Genomic DNA, 14,303 nt, shown 5'->3' on the forward strand with positions numbered 1-14,303 from the left:
ATTAAACCTCTTTTCTCTATCCTTAATTTATGTAAGTTATGTATATCATAACAAAAGTAAACACTATGAGAAAATTGTTTACATCATTTGTTCACGAAATCGTACGAATTTACGTATGTTACTTCTTTATTTCAAGCGAATTACTAGACAAAATATATTTTGCTACTATTATTTCTCTAACCACTATTGGCGAAACAAAGTTCATTGTTAAATTTGTAAATCAATCCCCCCTATTTTTTTACAATTACTTAAACGTTAATCCATGTTAAACACTGTATTCCTTAACAACATTTCGGTACAATACAACTACAACGATTTTAAATGAGGTGATGTTCATGGCTAAGCGCTATGAAAATATGGATAATGTAAGTACAAAAAAATCAATTCGCTCCTTCTTACGCTGGCGTAAAGAGAGAAAGCAAAACAAAAAAGACTTTTCTTTTCTAGTAGAACAATCACCTGTTAAACAAAGTAAATTTCTACTAAATAACTTTGAAAAAACGACTGTCACATGGATTGGTCATTCAACTTTTCTCATTCAAACGAACGGCTTAAATATTTTAACAGATCCAGTATGGGCTAATAAATTAAAGTTAGTTCCACGACTTACTGAGCCAGGGCTTACTATAAAAGAACTACCTAAAATCGATATCGTTCTTATTTCACACGGTCATTACGATCATTTAGACTTTTCATCTCTTCGCCAACTAAACAATGATATTTTATACCTTGTTCCTAGTGGGCTAAAAAAATTATTTACTCGTAAAAAATTCACCAATGTAGAAGAATACAACTGGTGGGAAAGTACAACAATTGATGAAGTCTCTTTTCACTTCGTACCTGCCCAGCACTGGACGAGAAGATCACTATTTGATATGAATACCTCTCACTGGGGAGGATGGATTATTGATAATAAAACTACTACAGAAACCATTTATTATTGTGGTGACAGTGGTTATTTCCAAGGTTTTAAAGAAATCGGCAAACGGTTTTCAATCGATATTGCCCTCATGCCAATTGGTGCCTACGAACCAGAATGGTTTATGAAAGTATCCCATGTTTCACCGGAAGAAGCTGTGCAAGCCTATCTAGATATAAACGCTACACACTTTATTCCAATGCACTACGGTACTTTTGCGCTAGCAGATGAAACGCCGAGGGAAGCTGTAACACGGCTTCGTAATAACTGGAATTTACGAATGCTACCGTGGGAACAACTTCATGTTCTCTTTTTGGGCCAAACTTTCACTTATAGTCCTACTGTTCCAGATAAAGAACTAGAAAAAATCACAGAAATCTCTCATGTATAACAGAACTACTTTTTTGAATAATTTATCATATACTATAGAAAATCGAAAAGGGTGTTTTCCATGAACGATTATTTACAGACTCGCTATATCATTAGCGGAAGCGCCTGTATTGCCCTTCTCATTTCTTACTTCATATACACATAAAAAAGCTACTTGAAAATTCATTTCAAGTAGCTTTTTTATTACTCTGCTAAATACATAAAACCAATTGCTCCTGGTCCTGTATGAGTACTGATAACTGGTGTTGTATAGAAAATCTCTGATTCAGTGAATCCATTCACTTTTTCAACAGCAACTTTTACACTTTCTGCTAAAGGAATTGCTTTAGCATGTGGAATCGCAACAGCTTTCACCACTTTTCCAGCAGTATCTTCCTCGAATATTTTAGCCAATGTTTTTACAATCTGCCCTTGGCTACGTACTTTCGTTACCGGATTATATACGCCGCCTTCTAAACTTGCGATTGGTTTAATATTAAGTAAAGAACCAATAAGTGCTTTACCTTTACCAATGCGTCCACCTTTTACTAAGTTTTCTAATGTATCTACGACAACATATAAACGAGTATTCTTTCTTACTTCATCAATACGTTTTAAAATATCTTCTAGTGAGCATTCTTCTTTTGCCATTTTTGCAGCTTCAATTACTTGATATGCTAAAGCATGTGTAATAAATTGAGAATCAACAACTGTTACTTTTGTATCTGTCATTGATGCAGCGCTATTCGCTGTTGCGACAGTACCGCTCATTCCACCTGTCATATGAATGGAAAGTACTTCACTTCCATCTTCGCCTAGCTTGTCATACATTTCTACAAATGTACCCATAGCCGGTTGTGATGTTTTTGGTAATTCTTCTGATTTAATCATTTCTTCAATAAATTCATCCGGTTGCAAATCTACACGATCTAAGTATGTTTGCCCATTTACAGAAATAGATAATGGTAGAACATGAACATCATACTTCTCAATCACTTCTTGAGATAAATCTGCCGTTGAATCTGTTACAATTTTAATTTTTTGCATATTATATTCTTCCCTTTCCAATACGCTCTCCCTGTTATTATACTAGTATTCCCGATGCTTTCAACAATTTCGAATAAATTTCACCAAATTAATTATATTTTTATACCTAAAATGAAAAAGACAGAGCCTACCTAACTCTGTCCCTGCTGTGTATTATGCATTTTTTTCAAGAGTATTTGTTTTATATACATTTGAATAATCATTCCACTTCAAACAACTTTGTAAATATTCACGGAAAGAGTACGAGACTCTTGGGTTTTTATGTTTTTGAATCTTTGCAATAAACAATTGAAGACGAGACTGAATTAGAAACGCTAATGGATGCTGTGTTTGTAGGACAGGGATTTCAAATATTTTAATACAATTCCCTGTTGCATGAGTGAAATAAAAACTTTTCGTAATCACAATATCAATCCTCTTTTTCGTTGGATTTTTGAACTTCCTCCACTTTATTCTTTAACACGTTTTTTAGTGTAGGTTTCCTATGAATACTAAAATATCCTTAAGCTGCCCCGTTTAGAAGTTAATACTTCATTTATATCCACCTAATTCGAACCCTGTCCTATATATCCTTTGAGACGGGAGTCTTATTACCCATATATAGCTTGATAACTTCAGTATAAACTTATAAAAATGAAAAGTTTGTCTAAATTTTGGAGATTCTATAATTTTTTTCTTCTATATATTGTATACAATTATAGCTAGAGTATAACAAATAAATTAAAAAGTGCCTTTATAACGAGGCACTTTTCGACTGTGTATCTTCTTCTCTTTTCTGTTTTCGTTTACTAACTATCTTTGATAAAGCAATACTAATTTCATAAATACAAATAAGCGGTACCGCTACTAAACTATGTGATAAAAAATCTGGCGGCGATATACATGATGCAATTATAATCAACACGACATAAGCATATCTTCTTATTTTCTGAAGAAATTCTGCCGTCAGAAGACCTATACTCGTTAAAAACATAACAACTACAGGTAATTCAAATATAACAGCAAACGGAACTGTTAAATTTAATACGAAATGAAAATATTTTTCCGTTGTAAACATTGTATTAAACATCTCATTACCAATTGTAGTTAGGAAATGAAATAAAAATGGCATGACGATAAAATAACCGAAAGATAAGCCTGCTATAAATAATATAGACAATACCGGTATATACATTAATGTCATTTTTTGTTCATTGGGATGTAAACCTGGTTTTACAAATAACCAAATTTGTATCGCAGCAAAAGGAATTGTACAAACGATAGCAAATACTGTAGCAATCGAGAAAAAAATCCACAACACATCACTTGGACCGAGAACAGTTAATTTCATTGGTAAATCTTTTACAAGCCAAAAATAAATATCCTTCGTAAAAGTAAATCCAATAATTAAAAATAATACAAAGGATAATACTGTATATATTACTCGTTTGCGAAGCTCAACAATATGTTCCACTACGCTCATTTCCCGATCTTCCATCTCGTTCACCACACTTTATTTATCCATTCCGAGAAAAAATTCACCAGATTCTTTTATTTATTTTTTTCCTTCTCTTGAAATGCCTCATCAGTCAATTCTTTTGTTGATTTTTTAAATTCTTTTAACGTTTCCCCTAAAGCTTTCCCAATTTCCGGTAACTTTTTTGGGCCGAATAAAATTAACACTGCTACTAAAATTAAAATTAACCCTGGAAAGCCAATATTTGAAAACATTTCCCCATCCCCTTCATAAGTAGATTCCTTGTCCTACTATTCCATAAGTTCATTTTGTCAAAAAATTTTGTAAACGTCAATGTATCCGTTGTCTTTTGTCAAAAAAATTCAAAAATAAAATCAATTATACAAATATCATTTTCTATTCCTTTTGTATATGATATGGTTAAGGAAAATATAACTTATCTCAATACAGTGAAAGGGATTAACATTATGACGCAAAAAATTACAAGAATGACCCAATTTGTAAAAGAAGAAATTGCGAATGCAATTACCCATGGTATCGGTGCCATTTTAAGCATCCCTGCCTTAATCATATTAATTATTCATGCTTCCAAACATGGTACAGCATCTGCTGTTGTTGGCTTTACTGTTTATGGCGTAAGCATGTTCTTGCTATACTTATTTTCTACACTGTTACATAGTATCCATCATCCAAAAGTAGAAAAGTTATTTACCATTTTAGATCACTCCGCCATATATTTATTAATTGCCGGCACGTATACACCATTTCTACTCATTACACTGCGTGGCCCGCTCGGTTGGACTTTACTCGCAATTATTTGGACCCTTGCGATTGGTGGAATTATTTTCAAAATCTTTTTTGTTCGTCGCTTTATTAAAACATCAACATTATGTTATATCATTATGGGTTGGCTCATCATCGTTGCCATTAAACCCCTTTATGAAAATTTAACCGGTCACGGCTTCTCACTACTATTAATAGGCGGCATTTTGTATTCTGTCGGAGCTATATTCTTCCTTTGGGAAAAACTTCCGTTCAATCATGCCATTTGGCATCTCTTCGTACTAGGCGGTAGTACAATGATGTTTTTCTGCGTACTGTTTTATGTCTTACCCGCAGCATAAAAAAAGTTTCAGCTTGTTTAAGCTGAAACTTTTTTTATTACTTATGTAATTGAGATGCAATAATATCTTTTGTATGCTGTGTTAACTCTTTAGCATCCATACTTGCATACTCTTCAGGTGTAATCGGCTTAGAAATCGTTACTGTTGCATGAGCTGGTTTCATACGATTTCCATTCGCTTCAAACATTTTATATGTACCATCTAACGTTACAGGTAAGATTGCTACACCAGATTTTACTGCTAGGTGAAAACTACCCGCTTTAAACTCTCCAATTTCGCCACCCTTACTTCTCGTTCCTTCAGGGAAAATTACGATAGAATGTCCATTCTTTAATAGTTCAATTCCATCTTTAATTGCCTTAAGAGATTGACGGCGATCGCTGCGGTCCATGAACACACAATTCATTAGTTCCATCCATGTTGGTACAACCGGAAACTTTTTAATTTCCGCTTTTGAAACGAATCCAATTGGCTTATTTAAGTAACCTAGTAAAACAGGAATATCCATATTACTTTGATGATTACTTACAACTAGCACCGGCTTGTCTTTCGGAACATTTTCAAGTCCCTTTACTTCTACAGTCGATCCAGTTACACGCACCATTTTCTTACCAAACCAGTTTGTTGTTTTATACACAACACTATCTTTTTCTTGCGGTGACATCGCATTTGCTTTTCTTTTTATACGCCACAACCTTGGTGTAATCGCAATTACGATTAAAATTAAATAAAAGATTTTAAAAAACGTTTGAATCATACAGAACCCCCACCTATTATCATTCCGACCTTCATTATACTAGACAAACGAAGGAAAAAGAAGAAAAAATGTCCAAACAACAAGTGTTTGGACATTTTGAAGTTTTCTATATTAGAAACGTTTTGCTAATTCGCGTGCATTTACAATTGCTGCTTCTTTAATGTCTTGTGCTTTTTCAGGATTTGCATTCATTCCTTCAACTGCAATATATTCAGTGTCTGATACACCCATGAATCCTAATACTGCATTTAAGTGATTGCGACCGAAGTCCATAGATGCGTATGCTCCTTCAGAGTAAACGCCGCCTGTAGCTTGAATATGAAGTGCTTTTTTGCCTTCTAGTAAGCCAACTGGACCATTTTCAGTATATTTGAATGTTTTACCTGCGATTGATAAGTTATCTAAGTATGCTTTCACTACTGCTGGGTAGCTGAAGTTCCACATTGGAGTCACGAACACATAACGATCTGCATGCATAAATGTTTCTAAGTTATTGTTCATTGCTGCAACTTTTTGTTGCTGATTTTCACTTAAAGTTTCGAATCCTTCGCCTGTTGCAAATTTACCCCAAGCAGCGAATACATCTGCATCGATTGCTGGTACAGTTGTATTGAATAAATCAATTGTTACAACTTCGTCTTGTGGATGTTCGTTTTTATATGCTTCGATGAAAGCTTCTCCTACTGCCATACCGAAAGAACCTTCTGCTGAATTTGGATTTGCTGTAATAAATAGTACTTTTGTCATTGTATTCTCTCCCTTTTTGCATTTTATCTTTAATTTGTGATTTATGTTTTTTAAGTAAATAACTTACCTTATGTAAGTATAATACAAAAAGTTATACTTGCTGTCAATAAAAAATAGCTACTTTTTTTTCGTAAGTTAATAAGTTATGTAGTTTCATTTTACTTTTGTATATAAACATTAAGATTTTAACCAAATAAAAAACTACCTCCCTATTTCATGGAGGTAGTTTCTATCAATTTCTATTTTTGAAAAATATGTTTCACTTTTTCAGCTGGAATGTTACTTCCGCCTCTACCTTTTACATCTTCAATCATCATTGTAATGACCATATCAGGTGAATTTAAATCAAACGCAGCGAACCAACCTAGTTCTTTTCCTTCTGCCTCTTTGGATACTTTTAATTCCGCTGTACCTGTTTTGCCAGCAAGAGTCATACCATCAATTTTAGCAATTTTTCCCGTACCATCTGGATCGTTAATTACTTTCGTTAAAGCCGTTTTTAATATATCTTGATTTTCTTTAGAAATCACGTTCTCTTTCCAAACTTTTGGTTGTTTATCTGTTTTAATAAGATACGGTGATGGAATCTTTCCATCATTTACAATCGGTGCATACGTTAAAGCTAAATGAAGAGGAGTCATTAAGACTTGGCCTTGTCCATATCCTGTATCTGCCATTTGAATATCATTTTTAATGCCATCATTTGCAATTTTAGAAGCAGGGAATCCGTATTCAATTGGTAATTTCTCATCAAATCCGAATTTTTTCGCCTCAGCCATAAATTTATCTTTTCCAATTTTCAAAGCTTCTTGTGCGAAATAAATATTATCCGAGTATTTCATCGCCTTATCAAAATCAATCGGATTTGCATCTTTTACACGTGTTACGTAATAATTGCCCCAAGAAGAATCTTTCGTCCATTTCATTCCTTCAATTTTCAATTCTTCTTTTGGATCGATTGTTTTCGTTTCAAGACCAATTGCACCTGTAATTGGCTTAAATACAGAACCTGGTACCGATAATTGTGTAAATCGATTCGTCATCGGTTTTTTCGGATCATTATTCCAAGCCTCGCGTTGTGCTTTTGATGTTCCTCGTGCAATTAAATTAGGATTATAAGCTGGGCTACTTACAAGAGCAATTGTTTCTCCACTTTTCGGATTAATTGCCGCACTTGAACCAGCTTCTCCCTTCATTTCATTATACGTTTTTTCTTGAACAACACTATCGATAGTTAAAGTTACATTTTCTCCATCAACAGCATCTGTTTTCGCTAAATTTTTAATTTCTTTTCCTTGTGCATCTTCCATGAAGACACGGCCACCTTTTTTCCCGCGTAGCTGTTCTTCCAATACTTGCTCTAATCCAGCCTTACCAACTGGTTCATCGGCTTGATAGCCTTTCTTTTGAAGCGTTTTTAAATCTTCTGCATTTACTTTTCCGATATAACCAGTAAGATGCGCTGCTGCTTCCCCTAACGGATATGTACGAACATTTACAGGTTTTGCTGCAACACCAGGTAAATCAATATACGTATTTTGCGTTGTCCCTTCAGGTAAAATTCCAATTGGTACAAGATACCCTGGTTTTACCCATTTAGCAGCTAGTTTTTGATCAATTTCTTCTACAGACATATTTAACAACTTCGCTACTGCTTCTTTCGTTTGCGGAGCAGTTTCATCTAATTTTTCTGGAACAATTCCAATCTCAGAAGCTTTCCCATTCGTCGCAAGACCTTTTCCATTACGATCGTATATTTCACCACGTTTTGGTTGTGTTGTTTGCATACGCACTTTACTATCTTTTGTCATGCCAGGGAAAATGAAATCAGGTGTCCAATCTATTTTCCAAGATTCTTTATCTCCATCTTTTTCTTTCACCATTTTTGCTTCATGACCAAAAGTGATTTTACCACCAACTGTATCCATGCTTACTTTAAAAGGAACAGGGCCTTCATCTTTTTTATCTTCTTTTACTTCCCCTGTTTCTACCTTTAAGTCTTTCACTTCAATACCAGAATAAATTTTTTCATATTTCTCAGTAAACTCTTTCTTTGAAATATCTTTTTTTGCATTTTCTGATAATTGATCGTACATATCTGCAAATTTTTGTTTATTCCATGCTTTTACATATGTATCAAACGCTTCTTGTGGTTTTTCTTCTTTACCGCATCCAACTAACATGAACGTTAAGCAAAGAAAAAGAATCCCCCATATCTTTCTCAATCGATTCTCCTCCTCTTTCTATATGAATACTTTTGAAAATTTTAGCATTTTTACATGCTAACTTTCATTATAGCACTATTGAATATCATCTATAAACTTATATTGATGAATACAAATAAAAAGATTGATGCGAATGTTCACATCAATCTTTAATATTATTGTTGCTTCTCATATACATGGTAATAGTACGTATACGGATTTTTTTCGTCCGTTAAACCTTTTTCTACAAAAATCTCTTTCCAATTTGTCATATCTATTTTTGGGAAGAATGTATCACCTTCAAATGCATAGTGGATTTTTGTTATATATAACTTGTCTACATAAGGTAAAAAGAGATCATAAATTTGTGCTCCGCCGAAAATAAAGATTTCTTCTTCATTTTTGCATAGTTCAAACACTTCTTCTACAGAATTTGCCACTTCACAGCCTTCAACATGATACCCTTCATTACGAGTTACAATAATATTACGTCTTCCAGGCAGTGGTCTACCAATCGCTTCGTAGTTCTTTCTTCCCATAATAAGTGGGTGACCCATCGTTGTTTTCTTTACATACTGTAATTCACTTGGTAAACGCCAAGGTAAATTATTATCTTTACCAATTACTCTATTCTCGTCCATTGCGACCATAAATGAAACAATCATCTTTTCATCTCCTCTACAATTACACTGCAACCGGTGCTTTAATCGCTGGGTGTGGATCATATCCTTCAATCGTTAAATCTTCCATCTCAAAATCAAACACAGATTTCACATCTAGATTTAATGTAAGTTTCGGGAACGGACGTGGTTCACGTGCCAATTGTTTTTCTACTTGTTCAAAATGATTCGTATAAATATGTGCATCTCCAATTGTATGAACAAACTCTCCTACTTCAAGACCACATTCATGTGCTATTAAATGTGTTAGAAGTGAATAGCTTGCAATGTTAAATGGAATTCCAAGGAATATATCTCCACTTCTTTGATATAGCTGACAAGAAAGTTTGCCATCCGCTACATAAAATTGGAATAACGTATGACAAGGCGGTAATGCCATACTTGGTACATCTTCAGGATTCCAAGCAGAAACAATTAGGCGACGTGAGTCTGGCGTTTTTTTAATCATTTCAATTACATCTTTTAATTGATCAAGTGTCTCACCAGCTGTCGTTTTCCAAGCACGCCATTGCTTGCCATATACGTCTCCTAAGTAGCCATATTTATTCGAAAAATCATCATCTTCTAAAACATTCTTTTTAAATAGGTCCATTTGCTCATCATATTGCACTTTAAATTCCTCATCTTGTTGTGAGCGAAGACCAAAATCTGTCATATCAGGCCCAGTATACTCGTCACTTTCTACCCAGCTCTTAAATGCCCATTCATTCCAAATATTATTATTATGCTGCAATAAATAGCGGATATTTGTATCGCCTTTCATAAACCAAAGTAGTTCACTTGCTACAAGGCGGAATGGGACTCTCTTTGTCGTTAATAAAGGAAATCCTTTACTAAGATCAAAACGCATTTGATATCCAAATACAGATACAGTACCAGTTCCCGTACGATCTTCTTTCTTCGTACCGTGCTCCATTACATGACGGCATAAATTTAAGTATTCATATTCAGCATGTTTCATATGTAGTAAAACCTTCTTTCAATCTTATATGAAATTTATCATACCATGAAAAACAGTAAATTTAATAATCTTGATTAACAAAATTTATTTCAGTAATTCTTACAAAATTATTAACTTTCTATAATTAAAAAGGTTTTCATTTTCTATTACCGAAAGTATAGTGCGGTAGAACAAAATTTATATTTGGAGGTTAGAAGTATGTCTAAAATTGAAACTCCTGTTATGACTTCTTTACAAACAACGGTTGAAAAAATGATGAAGGATTTAAACGTTCCGGGAGCTGCTGTGGCTGTTATAAAAGACGGTGAAGTTATTATTTCAGAAGGATTTGGCTATAGAAATATAGAGACAAAAGACGCTGTTACACCGAGTACTCGATTCGCAATCGGTTCCTCAACGAAAGCTTTTGGCACACTTTCATTAAGCTTATTAGCACAGCAAAAAAAGTTTAATTGGGATACTCCTGTCCAGTCTTATATACCTAACTTTTCTTTATCTGAACTACTTGCTAGCTCACAAGTTACAGGGCGAGATTTAGCTTCTCATCGAACTGGTGTAAGCCGTCATGAGGCTCTTTGGTATAGCTCTTCCTTATCCCGAAAAGATCTCGTTGAAAAAATAAAACATTTACCACTTGATGCACCGTTCCGGACTTCATTTCTATATAACAACTTAATGTATGCAACAATTAGCTACATTGTTGAAAACATTACAAATCAAAAATGGGAGCAATACGCTACAGAATATATTTTAGAACCTTTAAATATGAGACATACAAACTTCTCTGTTACAGATTCACAAACTACAAATGATTATGCTTTACCTTACATTGAAAATGAAGGTGAAATAAAAGAAGTTCCATTCCGTAACATCGATACAGTCGGCGCTGCTGGATGTATTAATTCTACAATTGAAGATATGGCAAATTGGGTACTTCTTCACTTAAACGAAGGAAAGTTTGGAGATCATGAATTAATCTCCTCTGAATTATTACAACAACTGTATACACCACATAATTCCATTCCAGATCAACCAGTTTTATCACTTCCTGAATCTCCATTAAATAGTTACGGCCTTGGTTGGTTTATTAGCGCTTATCGTGGTAATAAAATGGTTCATCATGGCGGTAATATCGATGGATTTTCAGCGTTTGTTTCATTTATGCCAAATGAAAATATAGGCCTTGTTATATTAACGAATGCTGGAGGTACATTACTTCCTATTTATTTAGCAAACCAAATTTTCGACGAGCTACTCGGATTAGAATCCATCGACTGGCATAAACGTGCTGTAGAAGATACTGAAAAAATGAAGGAAATGATGAAAGAAGCAACTGAATCCATTCCTGAACAAATTAAAGAGACTACACCTTCTCACAATTTAGAGGATTATACTGGTAATTTTGAACACCCTGCATATGGAACATTACAAGTATATAAACGAGATGATTCATTATATGTACAATTTATGGAGATGGATATTCAATTGCACCATCATCATTACGACATCTTCTCTGCAAAAGTTGATTTATTCCAAATGAAAATGAGTTTATTATTCGCTTATGAAATGAATGTGAGTGGTGAATTCCCATCCCTTCAGTTACATGTGCCCGCTATGTTAAGTACTCAGCCACTTGCATTTAAGAAAATTAAATAAATTTTTAATAGAGGGATGATAACACTTCCCTCTATTTTTCATTACAATCTCCATCCAAGTAAAGGATAATACGTAAAAGATACAAAATTCTATTATTTAACTAATTAAATTATCAGGAGGAAAAGCCGTGTACGCAGAAATTTTTAAAGAAGTTGTTTCGATTACTCATCACGATTATTCAGGCTGTATAGATAAAGAAGGATGGGACGATCCTACTACTTATTTACAGACAATTGAGAAACTAGAGAAGCAAGGAGAATTAACACCAGTACAATTTACAGAAATTGTACGTGATTACTTACTAGACTTTAAAGATAATCATATGTTTTTCAAAATGTGCTCTAACAATCAACCTCTTAACACTGTTGGCTTCCAAGTGAAAAGATACGAAGACCGCCTATATATTACATCCACTTCACAAGAAATAAGAGTGAAAAAAGGACAGTCTATTCTAGCATTAGATAATATGAAAGTTCCTGAGCTATTAATAAAATATAAGAAGTATCTAAATGAAGCTACATATGAACGTGAAAAATGGGATTATGTTTTATTAAAATCATCAAATTGTACCCTTATAGATGAAGATGGAGTAACCGAAACTATTACATTACAAAAGTATAAACAAAGCGAATACACGCCTATTTATTCATTTAAACAGTATGATAAAGATACACTCTTAATTACTTTGACGGATTTCGCAAATACTGAAGCTATTAATAAATTATTAGACTCACACAAAAATGAGCTTAATTCTTTTCCCAACTTAATTATAGATTTGCGATTGAATCGTGGCGGAAGTGATGATGCATTTTTCAACCTACTTCCTTACTTATTTGAAGACAAAGAGATTTCTCTTTTCGATTCTTCAGATACAATGCAATTAAACCATACAGAACGAAACTTTCATTTACGTATGAAAGACATCGAAATGGAAGATTATGATTCTTTAGACGAACTTTCCAAATTATTCACTGATATGTTTATTCAAGATTTAAAAAGGAATTATAAAAAAGGATTCATTACATTTGATACTTCTGGGTTACCAAAAGAACTACAATCATTAAAAATACACGGCCGAAAATCACCTAATAGAGTAGTCATATTAACAGATGTTACATGCGGAAGTTCTGGTGATTCTTTTGTAGAAGTTGCAAAAAAATCATTGAAAGTAAAAGTAATAGGTCGTCCTACTGCTGGTTTAAATGATTATTCAAATTTAGCAGTAATGGAATGGGCTGATACATTCGCTCTTTACTACCCTACTTCACGACTTTCTATTATAGATAAAGGCGAAGGAATGTCCGGAATTGGTATACAACCGCATATACATATCCCGTGGACTCCGGAACATATACAAGAAGATGTTGATTTAAAGTTAGCATTACAACTGCTTCAAAACGAAGAATGGTAAAAAATAAAGGTAGATGTGAATCACACCTACCTTTTCTATTTCATATCAATCTTTTCTGGTTGAAACCAAATCGGCTTCGATAATTCAAAGTTTTTATGATCCTCTAAAACAATAGTAAGGCGTTCTAACGTATCATCTAACATATGCGGTGCTGCTCGTAATGACCAAACAACTGAAGAGAAAACCGTCATCCCAACGTATACCGCATATAATCTCCAAAACTCATCCGGTATTTTCCCGTTATAATATCCCGTAATTTGTCCTATGGAATACGGAATACTAATGTCCCTTGCAAATAGTGCAATTTTTACGAAATCATGAAGTGGATCGCCCCAATCATAACCATTAAAATCAATAACACCTACATATTTCCCATCCCGCACAATTATATTTTCTAAATGAAAATCATCGTGTTGAAATCGATTTGGACGATCCTTTACATACATTTCATTTTCATCTATAAACTTAATAATTTTATCATCATTTTTAATTTTAATTCCGCATGTTTTATACGCTTCTAAATATTTGCTATGTTTTTTCATTACTCTTTCATACCATGGAAGTATACCCTTAGGAGCTTCATATGTATGCATTTTTGCTAAATCTTTTCCTGCCTCTATACCTATATCATATTGTTCTTTTGGCGTATATGTCGGCAACAACTTCTTCGCATCTTCTCCTTCTATATACGAAAAAACACCGTAGCATAAACCTTCTTCTTCCAACAAACCCATTTCAATTGGCTTTTGTGCTTGCACACTACGTTTTTGCATTTCATTTAAAATTTGAAACTCTATTTTCTTTCTTTCAAACTCTTTTATATCGCCTGTCCGTAACAAATACTTTTCATCTTCAATAGTCGTAATAATATATTTTTTATCAGGAGAGAAACCTTTAGAGATTTCTTCAATATTTGCTGCATCTTTTACTATTTGTATATTGTTTTGCCGTGCTGTAATTGTCTTCATGTTT

The 14,303-nt window shown here is 33.7% G+C and carries 14 protein-coding genes; 4 read left to right on the plus strand and 10 right to left on the minus strand.

The features are described from left to right. The first annotated feature begins 335 nt into the window (after positions 1 to 335). Positions 336 to 1,310 carry an MBL fold metallo-hydrolase gene (locus QCI75_RS15890; protein WP_353760813.1) on the plus strand — a complete coding sequence of 325 codons (975 nt, stop codon included), beginning with the start codon at positions 336 to 338 and terminating at the stop codon, positions 1,308 to 1,310. 182 nt (positions 1,311 to 1,492) lie between these two features. On the opposite strand, the gene QCI75_RS15895 is transcribed toward QCI75_RS15890, so the two are convergent. From QCI75_RS15895 to QCI75_RS15910, 4 genes are all read right to left on the minus strand, one after another. Beyond that, complete coding sequence (locus tag QCI75_RS15895) at positions 1,493 to 2,335, minus strand: DegV family protein (RefSeq protein WP_144506189.1); 843 nt, start codon at positions 2,333 to 2,335, stop codon at positions 1,493 to 1,495. Between the two features lie 153 nt (positions 2,336 to 2,488). After that, the gene (locus QCI75_RS15900) at positions 2,489 to 2,740 is read right to left on the minus strand and encodes a DUF2535 family protein (RefSeq protein WP_002158010.1); all 252 of its coding nucleotides are present in this window, start codon (positions 2,738 to 2,740) and stop codon (positions 2,489 to 2,491) included. Between the two features lie 328 nt (positions 2,741 to 3,068). Next, complete coding sequence (gene tatC, locus QCI75_RS15905) at positions 3,069 to 3,812, minus strand: twin-arginine translocase subunit TatC (RefSeq protein ID WP_144506190.1); 744 nt, start codon at positions 3,810 to 3,812, stop codon at positions 3,069 to 3,071. Between the two features lie 53 nt (positions 3,813 to 3,865). After that, complete coding sequence (locus tag QCI75_RS15910; protein ID WP_002012719.1) at positions 3,866 to 4,045, minus strand: twin-arginine translocase TatA/TatE family subunit; 180 nt, start codon at positions 4,043 to 4,045, stop codon at positions 3,866 to 3,868. 213 nt (positions 4,046 to 4,258) lie between these two features. On the opposite strand from QCI75_RS15910, the gene trhA reads away from it, so the two are divergent. Next, positions 4,259 to 4,915: a PAQR family membrane homeostasis protein TrhA gene (gene trhA / locus QCI75_RS15915; RefSeq protein WP_002118985.1), complete on the plus strand. Its 657-nt coding sequence runs from the start codon at positions 4,259 to 4,261 to the stop codon at positions 4,913 to 4,915. Between the two features lie 37 nt (positions 4,916 to 4,952). Here trhA and QCI75_RS15920 read toward each other — a convergent pair whose 3' ends face one another. The 5 genes from QCI75_RS15920 to QCI75_RS15940 form a co-directional block, all read right to left on the minus strand. Beyond that, the gene (locus QCI75_RS15920) at positions 4,953 to 5,672 is read right to left on the minus strand and encodes a lysophospholipid acyltransferase family protein (RefSeq protein ID WP_002185951.1); all 720 of its coding nucleotides are present in this window, start codon (positions 5,670 to 5,672) and stop codon (positions 4,953 to 4,955) included. Between the two features lie 111 nt (positions 5,673 to 5,783). Then, entirely contained in the window at positions 5,784 to 6,419 is a 636-nt protein-coding gene (locus QCI75_RS15925) for an FMN-dependent NADH-azoreductase (RefSeq protein WP_353760815.1), read from the minus strand. Between the two features lie 239 nt (positions 6,420 to 6,658). Continuing rightward, the gene (pbpC, locus tag QCI75_RS15930) at positions 6,659 to 8,644 is read right to left on the minus strand and encodes a penicillin-binding protein 3 (protein WP_144506191.1); all 1,986 of its coding nucleotides are present in this window, start codon (positions 8,642 to 8,644) and stop codon (positions 6,659 to 6,661) included. A 155-nt stretch (positions 8,645 to 8,799) separates the two neighbouring features. Continuing rightward, positions 8,800 to 9,288, minus strand: coding sequence for a dihydrofolate reductase (locus QCI75_RS15935; protein WP_144506192.1), 489 nt, complete (start codon positions 9,286 to 9,288; stop codon positions 8,800 to 8,802). 19 nt (positions 9,289 to 9,307) lie between these two features. Continuing rightward, on the minus strand, positions 9,308 to 10,264 hold the full coding sequence (locus QCI75_RS15940; RefSeq protein WP_353760816.1) for a thymidylate synthase: 957 nt from the start codon (positions 10,262 to 10,264) through the stop codon (positions 9,308 to 9,310). A gap of 198 nt (positions 10,265 to 10,462) precedes the next feature. On the opposite strand from QCI75_RS15940, the gene QCI75_RS15945 reads away from it, so the two are divergent. Then, positions 10,463 to 11,920: a serine hydrolase gene (locus QCI75_RS15945; RefSeq protein ID WP_144506193.1), complete on the plus strand. Its 1,458-nt coding sequence runs from the start codon at positions 10,463 to 10,465 to the stop codon at positions 11,918 to 11,920. Between the two features lie 127 nt (positions 11,921 to 12,047). Then, on the plus strand, positions 12,048 to 13,331 hold the full coding sequence (locus QCI75_RS15950) for a S41 family peptidase (RefSeq protein ID WP_144506194.1): 1,284 nt from the start codon (positions 12,048 to 12,050) through the stop codon (positions 13,329 to 13,331). A 35-nt stretch (positions 13,332 to 13,366) separates the two neighbouring features. Here QCI75_RS15950 and QCI75_RS15955 read toward each other — a convergent pair whose 3' ends face one another. Next, positions 13,367 to 14,299, minus strand: coding sequence for an aminoglycoside phosphotransferase family protein (locus QCI75_RS15955; protein ID WP_144506195.1), 933 nt, complete (start codon positions 14,297 to 14,299; stop codon positions 13,367 to 13,369). Between the last annotated feature and the right edge of the window lie 4 nt (positions 14,300 to 14,303).

The sequence above is a fragment of the Bacillus cereus group sp. RP43 genome (assembly GCF_040459645.1).
Taxonomy (GTDB): domain Bacteria; phylum Bacillota; class Bacilli; order Bacillales; family Bacillaceae_G; genus Bacillus_A; species Bacillus_A mycoides_C.